At 56.9% G+C, this 18,064-nt stretch carries 12 protein-coding genes and 1 tRNA gene; 6 read left to right on the plus strand and 7 right to left on the minus strand.

Annotation, left to right across the window (positions count from 1 at the left end; translation table 11 throughout):
- Positions 1-204: 204 nt before the first annotated feature.
- On the plus strand, positions 205-1,551 hold the full coding sequence (locus tag DIT72_RS12305) for a PQQ-dependent sugar dehydrogenase (RefSeq protein ID WP_228260810.1): 1,347 nt from the start codon (positions 205-207) through the stop codon (positions 1,549-1,551).
- Positions 1,552-1,697: 146 nt separating this feature from the next.
- On the opposite strand, the gene DIT72_RS12310 is transcribed toward DIT72_RS12305, so the two are convergent.
- The 5 genes from DIT72_RS12310 to DIT72_RS12330 form a co-directional block, all read right to left on the minus strand.
- Entirely contained in the window at positions 1,698-3,803 is a 2,106-nt protein-coding gene (locus DIT72_RS12310) for a sensor domain-containing diguanylate cyclase (protein WP_135955549.1), read from the minus strand.
- Positions 3,793-4,485, minus strand: coding sequence for a biliverdin-producing heme oxygenase (locus DIT72_RS18565; protein WP_135955550.1), 693 nt, complete (start codon positions 4,483-4,485; stop codon positions 3,793-3,795). The genes DIT72_RS12310 and DIT72_RS18565 overlap by 11 nt, the downstream gene beginning before the upstream one ends.
- A 216-nt stretch (positions 4,486-4,701) precedes the next feature.
- Positions 4,702-7,326, minus strand: a complete 2,625-nt coding sequence (locus tag DIT72_RS12320; RefSeq protein WP_135955551.1) for a sensor domain-containing protein — start codon at positions 7,324-7,326, stop codon at positions 4,702-4,704.
- A 578-nt stretch (positions 7,327-7,904) separates the two neighbouring features.
- Positions 7,905-7,995: transfer RNA gene (locus DIT72_RS12325), tRNA-Ser, on the minus strand.
- A 211-nt stretch (positions 7,996-8,206) separates the two neighbouring features.
- Positions 8,207-8,413, minus strand: coding sequence for a DUF2905 domain-containing protein (locus tag DIT72_RS12330; protein ID WP_135955552.1), 207 nt, complete (start codon positions 8,411-8,413; stop codon positions 8,207-8,209).
- Positions 8,414-8,574: 161 nt separating this feature from the next.
- Between DIT72_RS12330 and DIT72_RS12335 the strand changes: the two genes are divergently transcribed.
- The 3 genes from DIT72_RS12335 to DIT72_RS12345 all read left to right on the plus strand — a co-directional run bounded on the left by DIT72_RS12335 (position 8,575) and on the right by DIT72_RS12345 (position 13,154).
- Positions 8,575-11,853: a carboxyl transferase domain-containing protein gene (locus DIT72_RS12335; RefSeq protein WP_135955553.1), complete on the plus strand. Its 3,279-nt coding sequence runs from the start codon at positions 8,575-8,577 to the stop codon at positions 11,851-11,853.
- Between the two features lie 83 nt (positions 11,854-11,936).
- Complete coding sequence (locus DIT72_RS12340) at positions 11,937-12,467, plus strand: isochorismatase family protein (protein WP_135955554.1); 531 nt, start codon at positions 11,937-11,939, stop codon at positions 12,465-12,467.
- Positions 12,468-12,503: 36 nt separating this feature from the next.
- Complete coding sequence (locus DIT72_RS12345; RefSeq protein WP_135955555.1) at positions 12,504-13,154, plus strand: cupin domain-containing protein; 651 nt, start codon at positions 12,504-12,506, stop codon at positions 13,152-13,154.
- A gap of 32 nt (positions 13,155-13,186) precedes the next feature.
- Here DIT72_RS12345 and DIT72_RS12350 read toward each other — a convergent pair whose 3' ends face one another.
- Positions 13,187-13,714, minus strand: a complete 528-nt coding sequence (locus tag DIT72_RS12350; protein WP_135955556.1) for a lipocalin family protein — start codon at positions 13,712-13,714, stop codon at positions 13,187-13,189.
- A gap of 572 nt (positions 13,715-14,286) precedes the next feature.
- Here DIT72_RS12350 and DIT72_RS12355 point away from each other — a divergent pair.
- Both DIT72_RS12355 and DIT72_RS12360 read left to right on the plus strand, forming a co-directional pair.
- Entirely contained in the window at positions 14,287-15,348 is a 1,062-nt protein-coding gene (locus DIT72_RS12355) for a Glu/Leu/Phe/Val family dehydrogenase (protein ID WP_135955557.1), read from the plus strand.
- A 63-nt stretch (positions 15,349-15,411) separates the two neighbouring features.
- Positions 15,412-16,818, plus strand: a complete 1,407-nt coding sequence (locus tag DIT72_RS12360; RefSeq protein WP_135955558.1) for a sodium-dependent transporter — start codon at positions 15,412-15,414, stop codon at positions 16,816-16,818.
- A gap of 51 nt (positions 16,819-16,869) precedes the next feature.
- Here the strand turns inward: DIT72_RS12360 and DIT72_RS12365 are convergent, their stop codons facing one another.
- Positions 16,870-18,057: an MFS transporter gene (locus DIT72_RS12365; protein WP_135955559.1), complete on the minus strand. Its 1,188-nt coding sequence runs from the start codon at positions 18,055-18,057 to the stop codon at positions 16,870-16,872.
- Positions 18,058-18,064: the final 7 nt, after the last annotated feature.

An 18,064-nucleotide genomic window follows, 5' to 3' on the forward strand; every position in this document is an offset into this window, starting at 1 on the left:
TTTGCTTGAAAAAGAGCGTGCGGCGGCCAAGACTTACCAAATAGTTTCCGTGAGCCAAGTATTGTTATTGATCTGGAAAATTTAAAATCCTGGAGACCGGCGATGCGTATCATTGAACGGCACCGATTGCCGACGGCCGAACCTGGGCACCGCCTATATCAATCCAGCGCCGGGGCCGGCACCTTCAGAAGGACGGCATTCGCATTGGCATTGCTACCCCTGCTTGTCCTTTTGTCAGCCTGCGGGGGGCACGCACGGTTGCCGGCGCAGGCCGGGACCGGCTCTGATCCTGCGCTGCCCGAGCCGCCCGGCAACCTGTTTCCCACCGTTGAGATTGCGCCAGCGGTCGGGTGGAAAAACGGCGCCACTCCGACGCCGGCCGCGGACATGGAGGTAACGCCTTTTGCCGAGGACCTTGACCACCCGCGTTGGCTGTATGTCCTGCCGAATGGCGATGTGCTTGTCGCCGAGACCAACGCGCCACCGGGAAAAAGCGGAATCGACGGCATTAAAGGCTGGATCATGAACTGGGTCATGAAACGCGCCGGAGCCGCTGTCCCGAGCGCCAACCGCATCACCCTGTTACGCGATCTCGATGGTGACGGCAAGGCTGAATTCCGCAGTGTCTTTCTCCAAGGCCTGCATTCACCCTTTGGAATGGCGCTGGTCGGGGATACCTTATACGTGGCCAACGCCAATGCATTATTGAAAGTGCCCTATCGGCGCGGTGAGACGACGATCACCGCTGCTCCAACCAAGGTTACTGACCTTCCGGGCAAGGGCGACGAGTTGAACCACCACTGGACCAAGAGTCTGCTCGCCAGTGCTGATGGCGCTCATCTGTATGTGGGCGTCGGATCCAACAGCAACGTCGCCGAGAACGGAATGCATGTCGAGCACATGCGTGCGGCAATACTCGAGGTCGATGCCGCCACCGGCGCTACCCGTGTATTTGCTTCAGGCCTGCGCAACCCGGTGGGGCTGGACTGGGAGCCACATACGGGAGCGCTGTGGGCGGTTGTCAACGAGCGCGATGAACTCGGCAGCGATCTGGTTCCCGATTACCTGACATCGGTCCGCCGCGACGCTTTCTACGGCTGGCCCTACAGTTACTACGGCCAGCATGTGGATGAGCGTGTGAGCCCCCAACAACCAGAGCTGGTTGCTCGCGCAGTCTCACCTGATTTTGCCCTTGGCGCCCACGTGGCACCTTTGGGTCTGGCTTTCAACGACAACAGTGTGGCCGGCTTTGGTGAGGGCGCGTTCGTCGGCCTGCATGGTTCCTGGAACCGAAGGCCACTGAATGGCTATGAAGTCGTCTTCGTACCCTTCACCGATGGTCGCCCGAGCGGCCCGATGCGGATCGTGCTGTCGGACTTCCTGGACGCGGACGGCAATGCCCGCGGGCGACCTGTAGGGGTGTCATTGGATAAGCAGGGAGGTCTGCTGGTGGCCGATGACGTTGGTAACGCGGTATGGCGCGTAACAGCGGCCTGTCATGACAATCGCCTTCGGAATGGAGCTGTGCAGAATTGCTCAGAGCGTCCCTGACAACCTACTGGAGTTTATAACCGACGGCCACAGAATGACCACGCAAACCAACCTTGCCTATGCGAACTTTAGCGCGCAGTGACCGGGAAACTTCTGGGTAAGATTTCGTGATCGAGCGACGCAGAGTAAAGGGTGATCGCGCTCCATCATTCACTGTGTCGAGTCTCTTCAGTTTTATCGCTAAAAACTCGATTACGGCCAGCGTTTTTGGCCCGATACATAGCGCTATCGGCGCGCACCAATAAGGCTTTCAGGCTATCCCCCTTCATCCACTCTGTAACTCCCAGGCTTACCGTCACTGGGTTTCGCAAACCAAAATCTGTGGCCACAACCCGGGCCCGAAGTCTCGCGGCAAATTCTGTGGCGCCTATGAGGTCTGTACCGGGCACCAGTACCAAAAACTCCTCACCGCCCCAGCGACCCAACTGATCGCCCTTCCGCAAGCAGGATTCCAGGCTGCTAACCAGGGTTTTCAGAATCCGATCCCCTTCATCGTGCCCATAGGTATCGTTGACCTCCTTGAAATGGTCGATATCAAATAATACCAGAGAAAAAGAAACGCCATAGCGTTCGGCATTGGCCAGGAACACCTGTACCAGATGTTCGATTCGATAGCGGTTCATTGCGCCAGTCAGAGAATCGGTGGTTGCCAGCTCGTGCAGATGGTCGTTCGCGCGAGCAAGCGCCTCTCGCTCTGACCGCAAGTGTTCGTTCAAATCAGTCACTTCATGAGCAGAAACCAATACTGCCAGATCGTCACCCATGTCTCTGGCTGACGCTAACTCCTGTGGCAGCCACGCCAGGCTTTTCCCACGCACCTCTTCCCGCCATGTGGCAAAGGATTGTCGCGGCGTGAGCTTCAGTTGCTCATCCAGCCGTTCGAGTATTTTTTGCGGTTCCCCCGCCCAGTCGATCGTTTCGACCTGCTCCCGGCGAAAGAAAAACAGCCAGCCGCGGCTAGTGACATCTATCACCAAGGGCATGGCCAACAGTCCACAACAGCCACAATCAAGGTCGTCGACTCCCGGATAGCCGGCCTCCGCAAGGCTCATGGTGGACCAGGGGTTGAGTTCCCGCCACTGTTCCGCAAGCCACGCTGCCAAATCAAACAGTTGGGATTTTACCGGGGTACAGCCATGCCGGGAAGCATGATCGCGATAAACCAAGGCCACTCCGCTGGCCTGAAATAATCGCAGCCACTCGGCGGCATGTTCGGCGAGAATATGCTCTGGCCCTTGCTCCAGCACTTCACGCGCCAGTACTATCCGGTTTTGGCGGATCTGATCCCGATAGCGGGCCTCAGCCTCCGCTTTCAGCAAAAACAGGCGCTGGGCGGCCACCCGCACCAGGATCGCTACGCTATCGCGTCCGGAAGGGGTCAACACTTCAGCATCCCGCTTGTGACAAACCAAAAGGCCCCAGAGCCCAGTGCTCGAGTAAATAGCCACGGACATTGAAGTGGCGACTCCCATGTTCTGCATATATTGGCGATGCACGGGGGACACAGCGCGCAGAGCCCCCAAACTCAGGTCTACGGATGGTTCAAGAGAAGGTACCAGGGGTACGGGGTCCTGGTATGTATCTGCTATAAAACGCAGCTGGTTGACCCCGTATAGCGCGCGCACCTGTGGGGGGATATCACTGGCGGGGAAGTGGTGATTCAACATGGACGGCAATCGCTCGTTATGACTTTCCGCCATCACGCGACCATTCCAATGTTCGTCGAATCGAAAGACGAGAGTGCGGTCATGACCGGTAATCGACCTGACCGCCGCTACCAATTCATTCAGCACGGCCGCTTCGGTATCGCCACGGACCAACGTTTTCAGATGCTCATTGGCCACCGATCGCCAGCGATAACGGGTTCGCGGCGCAACGGGTTCCAGCTCCACCACCACGGAATCGCCGGAGTGAAAGGCAGCAACATGAAACTTTCGGGTTTTACCTTCTGCTTCCCGGCCAACCACCAGCCCGGCGGGCAACTGGTCACACTTGGCAAGCCCTTCACGCAAGCTGCGATGCACTTTCTTGCCCAGCAGAATCTGAGGCGACACCAACAGGCTCTCCTTGACAGAAACGCCGAGGAAAGCCTCAATATTGGCGCTCACCTGTTGAACACAGGTAAGCTCCCGATCAAGGCGAATTAAAACGCCAAACCGCTGAATGGCACCGGGAATACGGACCGGCTCACTGTCACAAACGGCGAGAGCTGCCTCTATCTCCGCCTCTGAATAAAGTGCGTTATCTCCCATGGATCAGTAACTGCCACTGGTCAAGGTGGGTATGTAGAGTTGAAAAAGTCATATTAGCCCCCTCAATAATGCTCCTGGTATCATCCTGGTAGCTCCGCTCCAAATCCGTGCTCAACCAACTGCGAAAAGCCGCCCAGGAGTTGTTCCATTGATGAATATTAAAAAAGCTCGCGCCTGAATTCTCATTCAGACCCAGTGTTTGAGCCAGATGTTTGGCAATAAACCGACCGCCTTGGGTAGAACCCTCAATCACATAGAGTACCCCCAGCAGATAAGCCCCACTGCCGTCCAACCGGAGTTCTGTGGGGCCCCGCATCAAACCCGAGGAGTCACAACCCAGCGCTCGACAGTCATTGGCCAGTAGGGGCGCGCGAGGGAGATACCGATAATTCGGATCTGGATGTCGCTCAAGAAGGGCCGCTGTAGCAGGAGCCAGCTGTGACTCCAGGGCTTGATAAAACGCCAACATGGATTGTATTAGCTGGCCATACTCCATTGCAGTCAGCCGACTGGACAACAGTCTCTTCATTAGTGGCTGGGATTCCAGGGCCAGGTGGGCTGGCCGGGTTTCCTCGCGCAGTTGTTTCAATATTGCTGGGCCGATAACCCCTCCAGGCGTAGCTATAAACAAACAGAAGCAAACGCAGAAACTTATATCGCCTTCTGTTTTATCTGCCGGCAAGAATGAGATGGATCCTTGATTTGGACAACTTGTTGGTGCAGATAAGCTCTGACCCGCTTGTTAATCTCTGTCTAAATCCGGCATTTTTAAGGTTTCTGATAGTAGACTGAAAGTCCCCTCTACCATCTGTAGCCGGCAGGGCGGGGGGTGACCTTGTATTCCTCACAGGTTTCCGTCCGGGGATCCCACTTGAGCAAATCGCCACCTTGTTGGCAACTAATCCCGGTGTGTGACTCTGAGATATTCCTCGCAATCCCCGGTCGAAAGCGGCTTAGCGTATAAATAGCCCTGTCCTGCATCACAGCCCAGTGCTTTGAGATGGTTTTCCTCTTCCTTGGTCTCAATCCCCTCGGCCAGTACCTTCAGTCCCAGACTGTGTCCCATTTGTATGATCGCTTTGGCAATCGCTTCATTTCCCTGGTCGTTCGGCAGCCCCCGCGTGAATGATTGATCTATTTTTAAACAATGGAGTGGAAACTGCTTCAGGTAATTCAGGCTCGAATAGCCGGTCCCAAAATCATCTATGGCAAGCGTGACCCCCAATTCGCGAAGCAGGTTGAGCTTATTCAGCACCTGGTCAATGCCTTGCATGATCACGCCTTCCGTGACTTCCAGTTCCAGCAAGTCGGGCCGTAGTCCTGTGCGTAAAAGCACATCATTTATTCGGTCACAAAAATCAGCCTGGCGGAATTGATGCGCAGAAATGTTCACCGCCATAGACCCTGTCGTTAAGCCCTGAGACGCCCAGTAAGCGCGCCGGGTGCAGGCCGATTCCAGTATCCAGTTCCCAATCGGAATAATCAGGCCGCAGTCCTCCGCAATAGGGATGAATTGACCAGGGGAAATAAGTCCACGGGAGGGATGCCGCCATCGAACCAGTGCCTCCAGACCGACAACATTCTCTGTTTTGAGGTCAAGTTGAGGCTGATACATTAGAAACAGCTCATTACGTTCGATGGCACGATGCAGGTCGCTCTCAAGGGTCAAACGATCCAGCGCTCGCATATTCATTTCAGGTGCGTAAAACTGATAACGGTTACGACCCAACTCTTTGGCAACGTACATAGCCGCATCGGCATTACGCAGCAAGGTTCCCGCATCCTCTCCATTGCGGGGAAAACACGCTATCCCGATACTCATGCCGAGGATAATTTCGATGTCCTCGAGGATGAATGGAGAGGTAATGGCAGTGAGGAGCCTATCGGCAATGAGAGCGGCATCCTGTTCTTCCTGAACTCCCGTTAAAGCCACGATAAATTCGTCGCCGCCTTGCCGGCTTACCGTACCCTCGGAGTTCACACAGCGGGACAGCCGCTTTGCGACTTCATGAAGAACATGGTCGCCCAGCGCATGCCCGAATACGTCATTCACGTGTTTGAACCGGTCGATGTCCACAAACAGAAGGGCAACTTGTTCATCGTGGCGCTTGGCGTGCGACAGCGCTTCATTGAGTCGATCTGTTAAAAGCAGACGATTTGGCAAATCTGTCAGCGGATCGTGAAGTGCCATATGGCTAAGCTGCTCGTTAGCCCGTTGGCGCTCGGCCACGGCGCTGAGGATATTGGCAATCCCCTGTAAAAAGCCGACATCATCGGTTGAGAATTTGCGGGGTGTATCGGTGTAAGCGCCCAGCACTCCGGCCGGTTTTTCAAATCCGCCCACCAGAATATCGACACCGCTCATAACACCATGGGAAGTGAGTAGTTCGGACGGAGCGAATTGCGAATCCTCACTGAAATCATGAATGATGACGGGTTCGCGGGATGCGAGGACCCGATACGTTTGTGTTTGCTCCACTGGATCAGCCACCTGGCGGCCGATCCAGCCTGGCTTCCATCCGATGCCAGCTTTCAGAACCAGGGGGTTTTGCGGCCCATCGAGGAGCAGAATGTTGCTGAACTCTACTTTCAGACCCTGCGCGATTGTCGATGCCGCTTCCGTATACACCTCGTCGAGACTCGTGGCCGACAATGCAAACTGTCCAAGCGCGGCGGCGAGCCGTTGTTGCTGTGCCCTGGCGTGTAGCGCCAGTTCTGCCTGTTTTCGTTCAGAAATGTCCTGAACGGTACCGAAAAGGCCCACGACCTCGCCACTATCAGCTTTTCTTGGCACTGCGACTACCTGGACATAAGATTCTTGGCCGTCACCTCCCTTTGTGCGAAGGTCAAATCTTTGCGTTTGGCCGGATGCAGTTGCCAGATTCAACATTTTTTTCAACAGAACAGCGCTTTCAGCGTCGTAAAGGGTTGAGCTCTCAAGGAGGTTTTTAGGGGCGTCAAGCCGACTGTCTCTTCCGAACATCCTGTACACTGCCTGTGACCAGGTAGTGTCGTCGGTGATGGGGTTGTACTCCCAATCCCCGATCTTTCCGACCAGCTGGGCCTCATCGAGACGCTCCTGGGTCCGCTTCAGATGGTCAATGTCCGTGCATGTGCCGAACCATTTGACAATGTTGCCCTCAGCATCGCGCATTGGAAGGGCTCTGCCGAGCATCCAGTGATACACCCCGTCCCGCCGACGTAGCCGGTATTCAATCTCATAGGGTTTGCCGCTGTTCGTCGCTTGCAGCCATCGCTCGGCAGCACGCCCGCGGTCGTCTGGGTGAAATGGTGGATTCCAGCCATGTCCAAGGCTCTCTTCGACGGTCAGCCCGGTGTAATCCAGCCAGTGTTGATTAAAGTCGATGTGCCAACCGTCGGGACGAGTGACCCACACAATTTGCGGCATGGTTTCGACCAGAGTCCGGAATTCCGCTTCGCTTGAGCGCAATGCATCCTGGACCCGTTTGAACTCTGTGCCGTCATGGACCGCTACCAGCTTGGCTCGCCCCTTGTTAAACACCCTGATGTCTAATCATTATCATGGCTCTCGATCGTAAAATTTGGCAGCCCATTCTGATTCATAGTGGAATGGATATCGTTGTGTAACACGTCCCTCTAGCGCTGACTGGCATGCAGGGCAGGCCACTTAAAAGTGCCTGCCCATCAAATGCCATCGGTAACAACGGCTTCAACCTGCATTGTGACAGACTGTCGGTGGCATTGTTCCCTTGCGTCGGTAGCTCACGCCTCGCTGGATGAGGTCGACCTTTATCCGGTAAAGGATGGAGAATTACTCACTGCCTATCCCCCCTGCACGATGGGACACAGCTTCATGTGGGGTTGAGCAGCGGTGTGGCAATGTCCGGATGAAACCAGTGACATTGAAAATCTGTATGCACGTGCGGATGCTGACATGTACTGCGACAAACGGAATCGTTCAGCGGGCCGGGGTGTAAGAGCGTCTGCCGGATGTGCGGCTGAGCCTGCTAACAGATAGAGTACTGCGCGGCTGGCTCGCCCGAGGAATCAGGTGGACCAATTTTGTCCCAAAAATGAAAAAAGGCCCTGATTTTTATTCAAAAAATCAGGGCCTTGATTTGGCGGAGAGGGAGGGATTCGAACCCTCGATACGCTATTAACGTATACACACTTTCCAGGCGTGCGCCTTCAGCCACTCGGCCACCTCTCCAATACCTTCAAAATCTTGCCTGAATTGTTTCGCGCTGCGCTTGCTTTGCAAGCGTACTTTCCAGGCGTGCGCGTTATCCGGCACTTCGTGCCTCACCCCTTCGGGGACGTCGTCGCTCATTTGAGGGCGCAAACTTTAATGGTTTTATCGGGGTTTGGCAACTCAAATTTCTATATCGTTTGGCCAGGAGTTCTTTCAAAGCCGGTGCTGGCTAACGATTGAACAGATTCAGTACGATGGTAAGAACAACGCTGATCAGGATCATCGAGGTAACAGGTATGAACAACTGGCTTCTGTCCGAGCGGATATTGATATCCCCAGGCAGCTTGCCGAACCACTGGAACAACCAGGGTGCGAAGTGGACCAGAAGGCCCAGCACGACCAGCGCTATACCCGCAATTATCAGCCAACGTGACATATTGACTCCACTTCGATATGAATCGCTTAAGCAATTAATACCGTTGATGTTCAGCGATAAGTAAAGATCACTTCAACCCCCTGGTAGGGCGTTCTAGGCTATGGTGCTGGTTACTGTTATCAATATAAAGCACAACACTTCCCGAGAGGATACGCTGACCTATGCCCTTCCAACGCCTGTTGATTGCCAATCGTGGTGAAATTTCCGTACGCATCGCAGGTGCGGCAGCTGAACTCAACATACCGACGGTGACGGTATACGCGCAGGACGACAGCAAGTCGCTTCATGTCAGGAAGGCAGACGCATCAGTAGCCCTGAACAGGTCGGGGCCGGCAGCCTATCTTGATGGTGAAGAACTGATCCGCATCGCGAGGGACTGCGGCTGCGACGCCATTCATCCCGGTTACGGATTCCTCAGTGAAAACCCGGGCTTTGCGCGCCAGTGTGAGGCGGCCGGGGTGTTCTTTATCGGGCCCTCGCCGGCGGTGCTGGATGTCTTTGGCGACAAGGCAAGCGCCCGGCAGCTGGCCAGGAAGCACGGCGTACCGCTGATTCATGGCACCAATGAGCCCACCAGCCTGGAATCGGCCAGATCATTCATGAAATCTCTGGGTGAACCCGGCACCGTGATGCTCAAGGCTATCGCCGGTGGTGGCGGAAGGGGCATGAGGCCTGTCCATTCACTGGCAGAGCTGGAGTCCGCCTTTTACCGCTGCCAGTCAGAAGCGACGGCGGCATTTGGCAACGGCGATCTCTATATTGAGCAGCTGATACCTGATGCGAGGCATATTGAGGTCCAGATTATTGGTGATGGCACAGCTGTTACCCACCTCTGGGAAAGGGATTGCACCCTGCAACGGCGGAACCAGAAGGTAATGGAAATAGCTCCGGCACCGGGCCTGTCCGCTGAACTGCGCGATCAGCTACTGGCAGATGCAGAAATGCTCAGCCGCGCTGTCGGATATCGCGGGCTGTGCACCATCGAGTTCCTGGTGGATATGGAATCCGGCCATTATGTATTTCTTGAAGCCAACCCCCGTGTGCAGGTCGAACACACGATCACCGAAGCCATTACCGGGCTGGATCTGGTCCAGCTTCAGATTCTTGTTGCTGCCGGCATGACACTGGCAGAACTGGGTCTGGACTGTGCACCGGAACCGAGAGGCCGGGCAGTTCAGCTTCGGATCAATCTGGAAACCATGGCGCAGGACGGCAGTGCCAGACCTGCAGGCGGAACAATAGAGGCCTATGAACCCCCAACCGGTCCAGGGGTTCGGGTCGATGGGTACGGTTACGCCGGCTACACCACAAGCCCGGCCTATGATTCCCTGTTGGCGAAACTGATTGTCCATTCTGAAGGCGACTACTCCGCCCTGCTCCGCCGCGCCTATCGCGCCCTCTGCGAATTTCGTCTGGAGGGCGTCCCCAGCAACATCGGATTGCTCCAGAACATCCTTCAGCACAACCGGGTTCAGTCGAACGAGCTATCCACGAGGTTTATTGACACCCACGCTGCGGAGCTCATACCCAACGAGGCGAAACCTCATCCAGGTCTGTATTTCGAAGAAACCGGCCAAACCCTGTCGGCCGATAATGTTATTGCTGTCGGGCCGGAAGGTTCTGATCCGATCACAGCGCCGGCCCAGGGCGTCGTTGTCAGCATTGATGCAGCACCCGGCCAGGCGGTTGTGGAAGGACAACAGGTTGCGGTACTTGAGGCAATGAAAATGGAGTTTGTGATCAGGGCCGGGCAAAGCGGGCATGTAGTGGCTCTGGCTGCCGGGGCTGGCGAAGCTGTTTACGAAGACCAGCCCCTGATGTTTATCGAACCCGGGGAAATGGCCGCTATCGACGTCTCCACGGAGGAGTCCATGAACCTCGATCATATCCGGGCGGACCTGCAGAAAGTTCTGTCACTTCACGATCAGCTTACCGATGACAAACGGCCCGGGGCGGTGGCAAAACGCCGCAAAACCGGTCAGAGAACCGCGCGGGAGAATCTGGCAGACCTGCTTGATGATGGCAGTTTCATGGAGTATGGCGCCCTTGCCCTCGCCGCCCAGCGCACCCGCCGCAGCGCGAAAGAACTCCAGGCTCTCAGCCCGGCTGACGGACTGATCGCCGGTATCGGCACGGTGAACGGCGAACTGTTTGCTCCGCAGACTGCCCGTTGCATGGCCATGAGCTACGACTACACGGTATTTGCCGGCACCCAGGGCGTGATGAATCACAAGAAAACCGACCGTATGCTGGAACTGGCCGAAAAGCAGCGGCTGCCCCTGGTCTTTTTCACCGAAGGCGGGGGCGGCCGGCCCGGCGATGTGGACTGGATTGGCGTAGCGGGGCTGGACTGCACTACCTTCATGCGCATGGCCCGGCTGAGCGGCACTGTGCCCCTGATTGGTATTGCATCCGGGCGCTGTTTTGCAGGTAACGCCGCACTGCTGGGCTGCTGCGACGTGATCATTGCCACTGAAAACGCCACCATCGGTATGGCCGGCCCGGCAATGATCGAAGGCGGCGGCCTTGGCCGTTTCATGCCCGAAGAAGTCGGCCCGGTCTCAACTCAAAGCCGCAATGGTGTTGTCGATATTATCGCCTCCGATGAGGAGGAAGCTACCCGCATGGCCAGACAGTACCTGGCTTTTTTCCAGGGCGATGTGCCGGCCGGCGAAGCAGTCGACCAGCGCGAACTCCGGCACCTGATTCCGGAGAATCGCTTGCGTGTATACGACATCCGCCGGGTGATCAACGCCCTCGCCGATCAGGATTCAGTGATAGAATTGCGCCCTCACTTTGCACCGGGAATGATCACTGCCCTGGTTCGTATCCAGGGCAAGGCCTTCGGGTTGATCGCCAATAATCCCATGCATCTGGGTGGAGCCATCGACGCTGTTGCGGCAGACAAGGCCACCCGCTTCATGCAGCTGTGCGATGCCCATGGCCTGCCGCTGCTCTCCCTGTGTGACACGCCGGGCTTTATGGTCGGGCCGGAGGCGGAGAAACAGGCCACCGTGCGCCATGTGTCCCGGATGTTCGTCACCGCTGCCAGCATGGTGGTGCCCTTCTTCACGGTGGTGCTGCGTAAAGGCTATGGCCTCGGCGCCCAGGCCATGGCGGCCGGCAGTTTCCATGCGCCAATGTTTACCATCGGCTGGCCCAGCAGCGAGTTCGGGGCCATGGGACTGGAGGGCGCGGTTCGTCTGGGCTTTGCCAGGGAACTGGCAGCCATAGAAGACCAGGACGAGCGCAACGCCCTGTTCGATAAGCTTGTGGGGCAACTCTATGAGCGCGGCAAGGGCGTCAGCATGGCAAGCTTCCTCGAGATCGATGCCGTGATTGACCCCGCCGAAACCCGCGACTGGCTGATCAGGGGTCTGAACTCCGTCGATCCGGAGTCCCTGCGGGGTGGCCATCGGCCAGTGGTTGATACCTGGTAGTCGCACTGTGGCGGCAACCCGTTCCCGGTTTATGCAATACTGGGACTGGACACATTCCGGATTAGGACCGAAAGGAGTTAGTTATGCTGTTAAACGCCGAGCAATCGACGCTGGTACTGGTGGACCTTCAGAAGAGACTTATGCCTGCAATCAGCCATGGTGATTCAGTCCTCGCGGAGAGTGTGCGACTTGCCCGGATTGCGAAGTTACTGAACGTTCCTGTGATCGCCACAGAACAGATTCCGGAAAAACTGGGACACAACGACGACGACATATCCACGCTTGCCGACCAGACCGTCACCAAGATCCACTTTGATGCCTGCGGCGGGGGGCTGGTAGACGCCATGCCCAATGATCGTAAACAGGTCATTATCGGGGGCTGCGAGACTCACGTCTGCATGTTGCAGACCGCCCTGTCGCTTCTGGCCGCCGGCTTCGGTGTCTGGGTGGTGGAAAACGCAACCGGTTCCCGCCATGACAACGATCGTGATGCAGCTCTGGAGCGCCTGCAGCAGGCTGGAGCCACCATTGTTACCGTCGAGATGGTGGCTTTCGAGTGGATGCAGCATTGCGAGCACCCGCGCTTCCGTGATGTCCAGAAACTGATCAAATAGCGACAGGGATACCAGATCACACAACCGGAGATCATCATGCTCAATATGGACTTTAGCCAGAAAGTCGTTATCCATACCCCCGATCAGGAATGGATTTCCAGCCCGGCTGGAGGCGTTCTCCGTAAACCTCTGGCGCGTGAAGAGGCGGAGCGCGGCCACGCCACCAGTATCGTTCGCTACGAGCCCGGCGCCAGTTTCAAACGCCACGAACACCCGCTGGGTGAGGAGATTCTGGTGCTGGAGGGCGTATTTTCCGATGAAACCGGTGACTACGGTAAGGGCACCTACCTGCGCAATCCGCCCGGAAGCGGCCATGCGCCCTTCAGCAAGGAGGGCTGCGTGCTGTTTGTAAAGCTTCATCAGTTTGATCAGCGCGACACCGCCACCGTCCGCATCGACACCAACACCGCTGAGTGGTTACCGGGAATTGGCGGGCTTGAGGTGATGCCGCTGCATGAGTTTGAACACGAGCATGTCGCTCTGGTGAAATGGCCTGCAAAGGAGAAGTTCCAGCCCCACCGGCATTTCGGTGGGGAGGAAATACTGGTGCTATCGGGCGAATTTTGTGACGAAAATGGACGTTACCCGGCAGGCACCTGGATGCGAAGCCCTCACATGAGCCAGCACCACCCGTTTGTCGACGAGGAAACGGTTATCTGGGTGAAGACGGGCCACCTGCCCTTCTAACCACCCGGTCTGGCCCAGGCTGTCTTGCAGGATTAACGGTTACGGCTCTGATCAACAATGATTAACTCATCCAGATCGAAGCCACGGGCCTCGGCGGTCTTCTTGAATTCCGCCAGGGTCTCGTCGTCTACCGTTGGTGTCCTCGACAGAAACCAGACGTAATCCCGGTCATATCCGGTGATATAGGCGAAGCGGTAGTCTTGATCCAGTCTGAACACGACGTAAGAGGCGTAGAAAGGCCCGAAAAATGACACTTTCAAATGCCCGTTGGCTTCATCGTCAACGAACACCGCACGACCCTCGGCTTCCTCCCACTTCCCGTCCTCCTCTGAATAGCCCCGGTTGATCACCCGGATGCTGCCATCGTCCTGAAGCGAGTAATCAGCGGTGACATTTGACAAACCTTCCTCAAACGAATGATCCAGACGCGCGATTTCATACCAGGTGCCCTTATAGCGCTCCACGTCCAGATCGCTCACGGGTTCAATTCCATCGGGCACACCGGTACATCCTGCCAGCACCAGAACAGCAGACATGATCAGACTCTTTGCATTGGACATAAAATGGATTCCTGAAGGGGTCATAAGCCAGATCCGGCTACGATTTCCGGACAACCTTAAAATTTACGTTTACGTAAAGTAGAGATATCTGACTGTTACCGTTAAAATTTTCAAATTCACCAAAAAATGTGTGATCTCCAACCATTGACGATGGTGTAAAAGCTATCTAGTCTTTTTCCGCCGGGCCCCAAAAGGGCCCTGCACAATGAAATCATGCCAGCCGGCCAACCCGCCGGGGCACAACAACAAGACAACCACGAAGCCGTGATCCGGCCAGGTGGAAGAGGATTTCAGCATGTTACTGGTAAATCAGTCTCAGATGATGGGCTTTTGCGCCCGCATTCTGCAACTCCCGTTAATGGCTCTCCTGACACATCCCGTTTTTGCACTACGATCACCCGCATCGTATCCGCTACGAAGTTCCGACCTGACACAATTACCGCAGCCCTGGCCCGGGCTTTAGACCAGTCCACCACCCGTTTACGATCCGCTTCGGGTTTTGCCCGCAAACACAGCAGGCATCCGCAGCCATCGTAGCCGGCTATGCAAACGCGTAAAAAGGAACCAGAACGATGACTGTATTTGCGCATCCTGAATTCGACCATCACCAACACCTGACTTTCTGCTGCGACCCTGAAACCGGACTGCGAGCCATCATTGCCGTGCACAATACATCCCGCGGCCCCGCCCTGGGTGGTTGCCGCATGTTTCCCTATGCCAGCGATGAAGAGGCCCTCCGCGACGTACTGCGCCTGTCACGGGGCATGACCTACAAGTCTGCTCTGGCCAATCTCAATCTGGGTGGCGGTAAGTCCGTTATTATCGGCGACCCCCGTGAGCACAAAACCGAAGCCTTGCTGGAGTCCATGGGCCGCTTCCTGGAACAGCTCGGCGGACTGTACATTGCGGCAGAAGACTCAGGCACCAGTGTTGCTGACCTGAAAATCATGAGCCGCCAGACCAGCAATGTTGCGGGCATCAAGGAACGCCCCGGTTTTGATGGCAAACCGAGCAGCGGCGACCCGTCACCTGCCACAGCCTGGGGGACCTTCGTGGGCCTCCAGGCCGCGGTGAAGCACAGACTCGGGCGCAGTGACCTGGAAGGACTGACGGTGGCCGTCCAGGGTATTGGCAATGTTGGTTACCGACTTGCCCGGCATCTGACCGAAGCCGGCGCAAAGCTGTGGGTGTACGACATTCATCAGGACCAGATGGACCGGGCGGTGGCAGAGCTTGGTGCCAAACCGGCCACGGCAGAGGAGATTCTGTATTTGCCGGTGGACGTAGTGGCACCCTGCGCCATGGGCGCGGTACTGAATGATCAGTCCATTACAAAGCTGCAGGCGCCCATCGTTGCCGGTGCCGCCAACAACCAGCTTGCCAGCCCGGCCCACGACCGGCTGCTGTGGAAGCATGGCGTACTCTACGCCCCTGATTTCGTGATCAATGCCGGCGGCATCATCGATGTGTATTACGAGCGCACTGGCGCGGACCCCGCCACGGTGAAGCAGCACGTCGACACTATCGGCCTTACGTTACAGGAAATTTTCCAGCGCTCAGACCGCGACGGCCTGCCCACCGGGCAGATCGCAGATCAACTGGCAGAAGAACGATTCCACCATATACCGCGCTGATGATGGCGAAGTTATTGCCATCACTCGTTCCCGAAAACAAAAACAGTAAGCAGGAGAAAACAGATGAATAACCCTTCTTCACCCTCCCCCGATGGTGCCATGGGCAAAGCGGCTGCCGCGCGGGGGCTATGGTCCTCGCGCCTGGCATTTATACTGGCGGCCACCGGTTCTGCGGTAGGCCTCGGCAATATCTGGAAGTTCCCGTATATCACCGGCGAGAATGGTGGTGGTGCCTTTGTTCTGGTCTATCTGCTGTGTATAGCCGCCGTGGGCCTCCCCATCATGATGGCAGAGGTTCTCATTGGCCGCCGTGGCGGCCTCAGCCCCGTTAACAGTATGCGGGCGATTACCCGGCATGAAGGCCTGAAGCCTGCATGGAGCTGGGTGGCCGCCATTGGCGTACTGGCCGGGTTCCTCATCCTGTCATTTTATTCGGTGATTGGTGGCTGGGCCATTTCCTATGTGGGCACAGCCGCCACCGGGCAACTGGCAGGCCAGAGTGCCGAGTCGATCGGCGCTATCTTCTCGGGTCTCCTGGGCGATCCGGTAAAACTGCTGATGTGGCACACCCTGTTTATGGCACTGGTGATGATTGTGGTTGCTCGTGGTGTCCGTTCAGGGCTTGAGCGTGCCGTGAGCATACTGATGCCTGCCCTGTTCGTGTTGCTGCTTATCGTTGTGGGTTACGCCATGACCACTGGCCATTTTGGCGAGGCGGCGAGCTTCCTGTTCCAGCCGGACTTCTCCAAACTCACTACCTCCGGCGTACTGGTGGCCCTGGGCCATGCCTTTTTCACCCTCAGCCTGGGCATGGGCATCATGATGGCCTACGGCTCCTATCTGCCAAAAAACATCTCCATTGCCAAGACCTCAGTTGCCGTATCACTGATGGATACCGTGGTGGCATTGCTGGCCGGGCTGGCAATCTTCCCGATCGTATTTGCCAACGGTCTTGAGCCAGGTGCCGGCCCCGGGCTGATTTTCCAGACCCTGCCGCTGGCCTTCGGCCAGATGCCCATGGGCAGCCTTTTTGGCACGCTGTTCTTCGTGTTGCTGATTTTTGCCGCCTGGACATCCGGCATTTCATTGCTGGAGCCGTTGGTGGAATGGCTTGAAGAACAGAAAGGAATGAACCGCACCCTCAGCACCCTCGGTGCCGGTATCGCCTGCTGGTTGCTGGGCATCGCGTCCATACTGTCCCTGAACCTGTGGTCCGATGTGGCACCGCTGGGTATGTTCGCGATGTTCGAAGGCAAGACGATCTTTGATCTGCTGGACTTCCTGACGGCCAACATCCTGTTGCCGCTCGGCGGACTGCTGGTCGCGGTGTTTGTCGGCTGGTTCCTGTCCCGTCCGAGTCTGGAAGAGGAACTGTCCATGTCACCTGCCGTCTTTACCGCCTGGTATCGGGTGCTGCGGTATTTCACACCGATCGCCGTGGCCATCGTGTTCATTTACAACCTGGTTTAACCTTCCGGCAGTGCCGGCACCCTGAGGGGGTGTCGGCACCATCCTCCCCTGCTATTCGACCACCCTGGACGCCGCCGGGCGGTTCAGAAGCCAGACCGTCATCAGCACCCCATGCAGGATCAGGAACGGCACCGCTATCAGCAACAACCCCGACCAGTCAAACGCTGCCAGCACCATTCCCGCACTCAGTGCAGCCGTCGCCTGCGAACCGAACACCATCAGGTCATTCAGGCCCTGCACCCGGAAGCGCTCTTCGTCCCGATAACCGTGAGGCAGTAGCGTGGTGCCACCCACGAACAGGAAATTCCAGCCAATACCCAGCAGAATCAAGGCAGACAGGTAATGCTGGAAACTGATACCGCTGAAGGCCACCGCCACACACCCGAGATATGCCAGTAACCCCAAGGCCATCATCCGCGGGATACCCACAACCCGAATCAGCCAGCCGCTGACCAATGACGGCAGATACATGGCCATGATGTGGATCTGGATGACCCATTTGGCGTCTTCAAGGGGGTGGTTGGCTATCTCGGTCATGCTTAAGGGCGTAGCCGTCATGATGAAGCTCATAATTGCGTAACCGACGGCGGCAGCGCTGATCGCAGCCCACACAACCGGTTGCTTCAGAATGTCGGCCATCGGACGACCGCCCCCGGTTGTGGTCTCCCGCACCTGTTCGCCACTGGCACGATACCCCAGACTCAATACCGCCATGGCAAGCAACTGAACCGCGCCCAGGGCGAGCCATCCGCCCATGAAAGGATATTCCGCCTGGCTACCACCCCCGGCCAGAGCAATTTCCGGCCCCAGCCAGGCGGCCACGAGTCCGCCCAGAAGAACCCGGGCGGCAGCGGAGCCGGCCATTTGGGGCGATACCGATTCCATGGCCGCAAAACGATACTGATGTACTACGGCCAGCCCTGTTCCACCCACAACGGCGGCGGCACACAGCAACGGAAAACTGGTGGTCCAGGCTGCCAGCATCCCAAGCATGCCTGCCAGTGTTCCGGCGAGCGTTCCCAGCAGCATCACCGGTTTTCGCCCGATGCGTTCCATCAGCCATGTGGCAGGCTTTATTGTCAGTACCGTGCCCACAACAACAAGCCCCACCGGCAGGGTGGCCAGTTCCGGTGACGGCGCCAGCAGGCGGCCGTGAATGCTTCCGATAAAAACGATAAAAGGGGCGGTGCACATGGCAAGAGCCTGTGCGGCGACCAGTATCCATACATTGGCAGGCATAGGGCGG

The organism is Marinobacter orientalis (genome assembly GCF_004792665.1).
GTDB lineage: Bacteria > Pseudomonadota > Gammaproteobacteria > Pseudomonadales > Oleiphilaceae > Marinobacter > Marinobacter orientalis.

What these genes read in the sequence shown, in the direction of transcription:
- DIT72_RS12310 (WP_135955549.1), bottom strand. Translation starts at nt 3,803, where the DNA reads ATGGGAGATAACGCACTTTATTCAGAGGCGGAGATAGAGGCAGCTCTC.
- DIT72_RS12330 (WP_135955552.1), bottom strand. Translation starts at nt 8,413, where the DNA reads ATGTCACGTTGGCTGATAATTGCGGGTATAGCGCTGGTCGTGCTGGGC.
- DIT72_RS12335 (WP_135955553.1), top strand. Translation starts at nt 8,575, where the DNA reads ATGCCCTTCCAACGCCTGTTGATTGCCAATCGTGGTGAAATTTCCGTA.
- DIT72_RS12340 (WP_135955554.1), top strand. Translation starts at nt 11,937, where the DNA reads ATGCTGTTAAACGCCGAGCAATCGACGCTGGTACTGGTGGACCTTCAG.
- DIT72_RS12345 (WP_135955555.1), top strand. Translation starts at nt 12,504, where the DNA reads ATGCTCAATATGGACTTTAGCCAGAAAGTCGTTATCCATACCCCCGAT.
- DIT72_RS12350 (WP_135955556.1), bottom strand. Translation starts at nt 13,714, where the DNA reads ATGTCCAATGCAAAGAGTCTGATCATGTCTGCTGTTCTGGTGCTGGCA.
- DIT72_RS12355 (WP_135955557.1), top strand. Translation starts at nt 14,287, where the DNA reads ATGACTGTATTTGCGCATCCTGAATTCGACCATCACCAACACCTGACT.
- DIT72_RS12360 (WP_135955558.1), top strand. Translation starts at nt 15,412, where the DNA reads ATGAATAACCCTTCTTCACCCTCCCCCGATGGTGCCATGGGCAAAGCG.
- DIT72_RS12365 (WP_135955559.1), bottom strand. Translation starts at nt 18,057, where the DNA reads ATGCCTGCCAATGTATGGATACTGGTCGCCGCACAGGCTCTTGCCATG.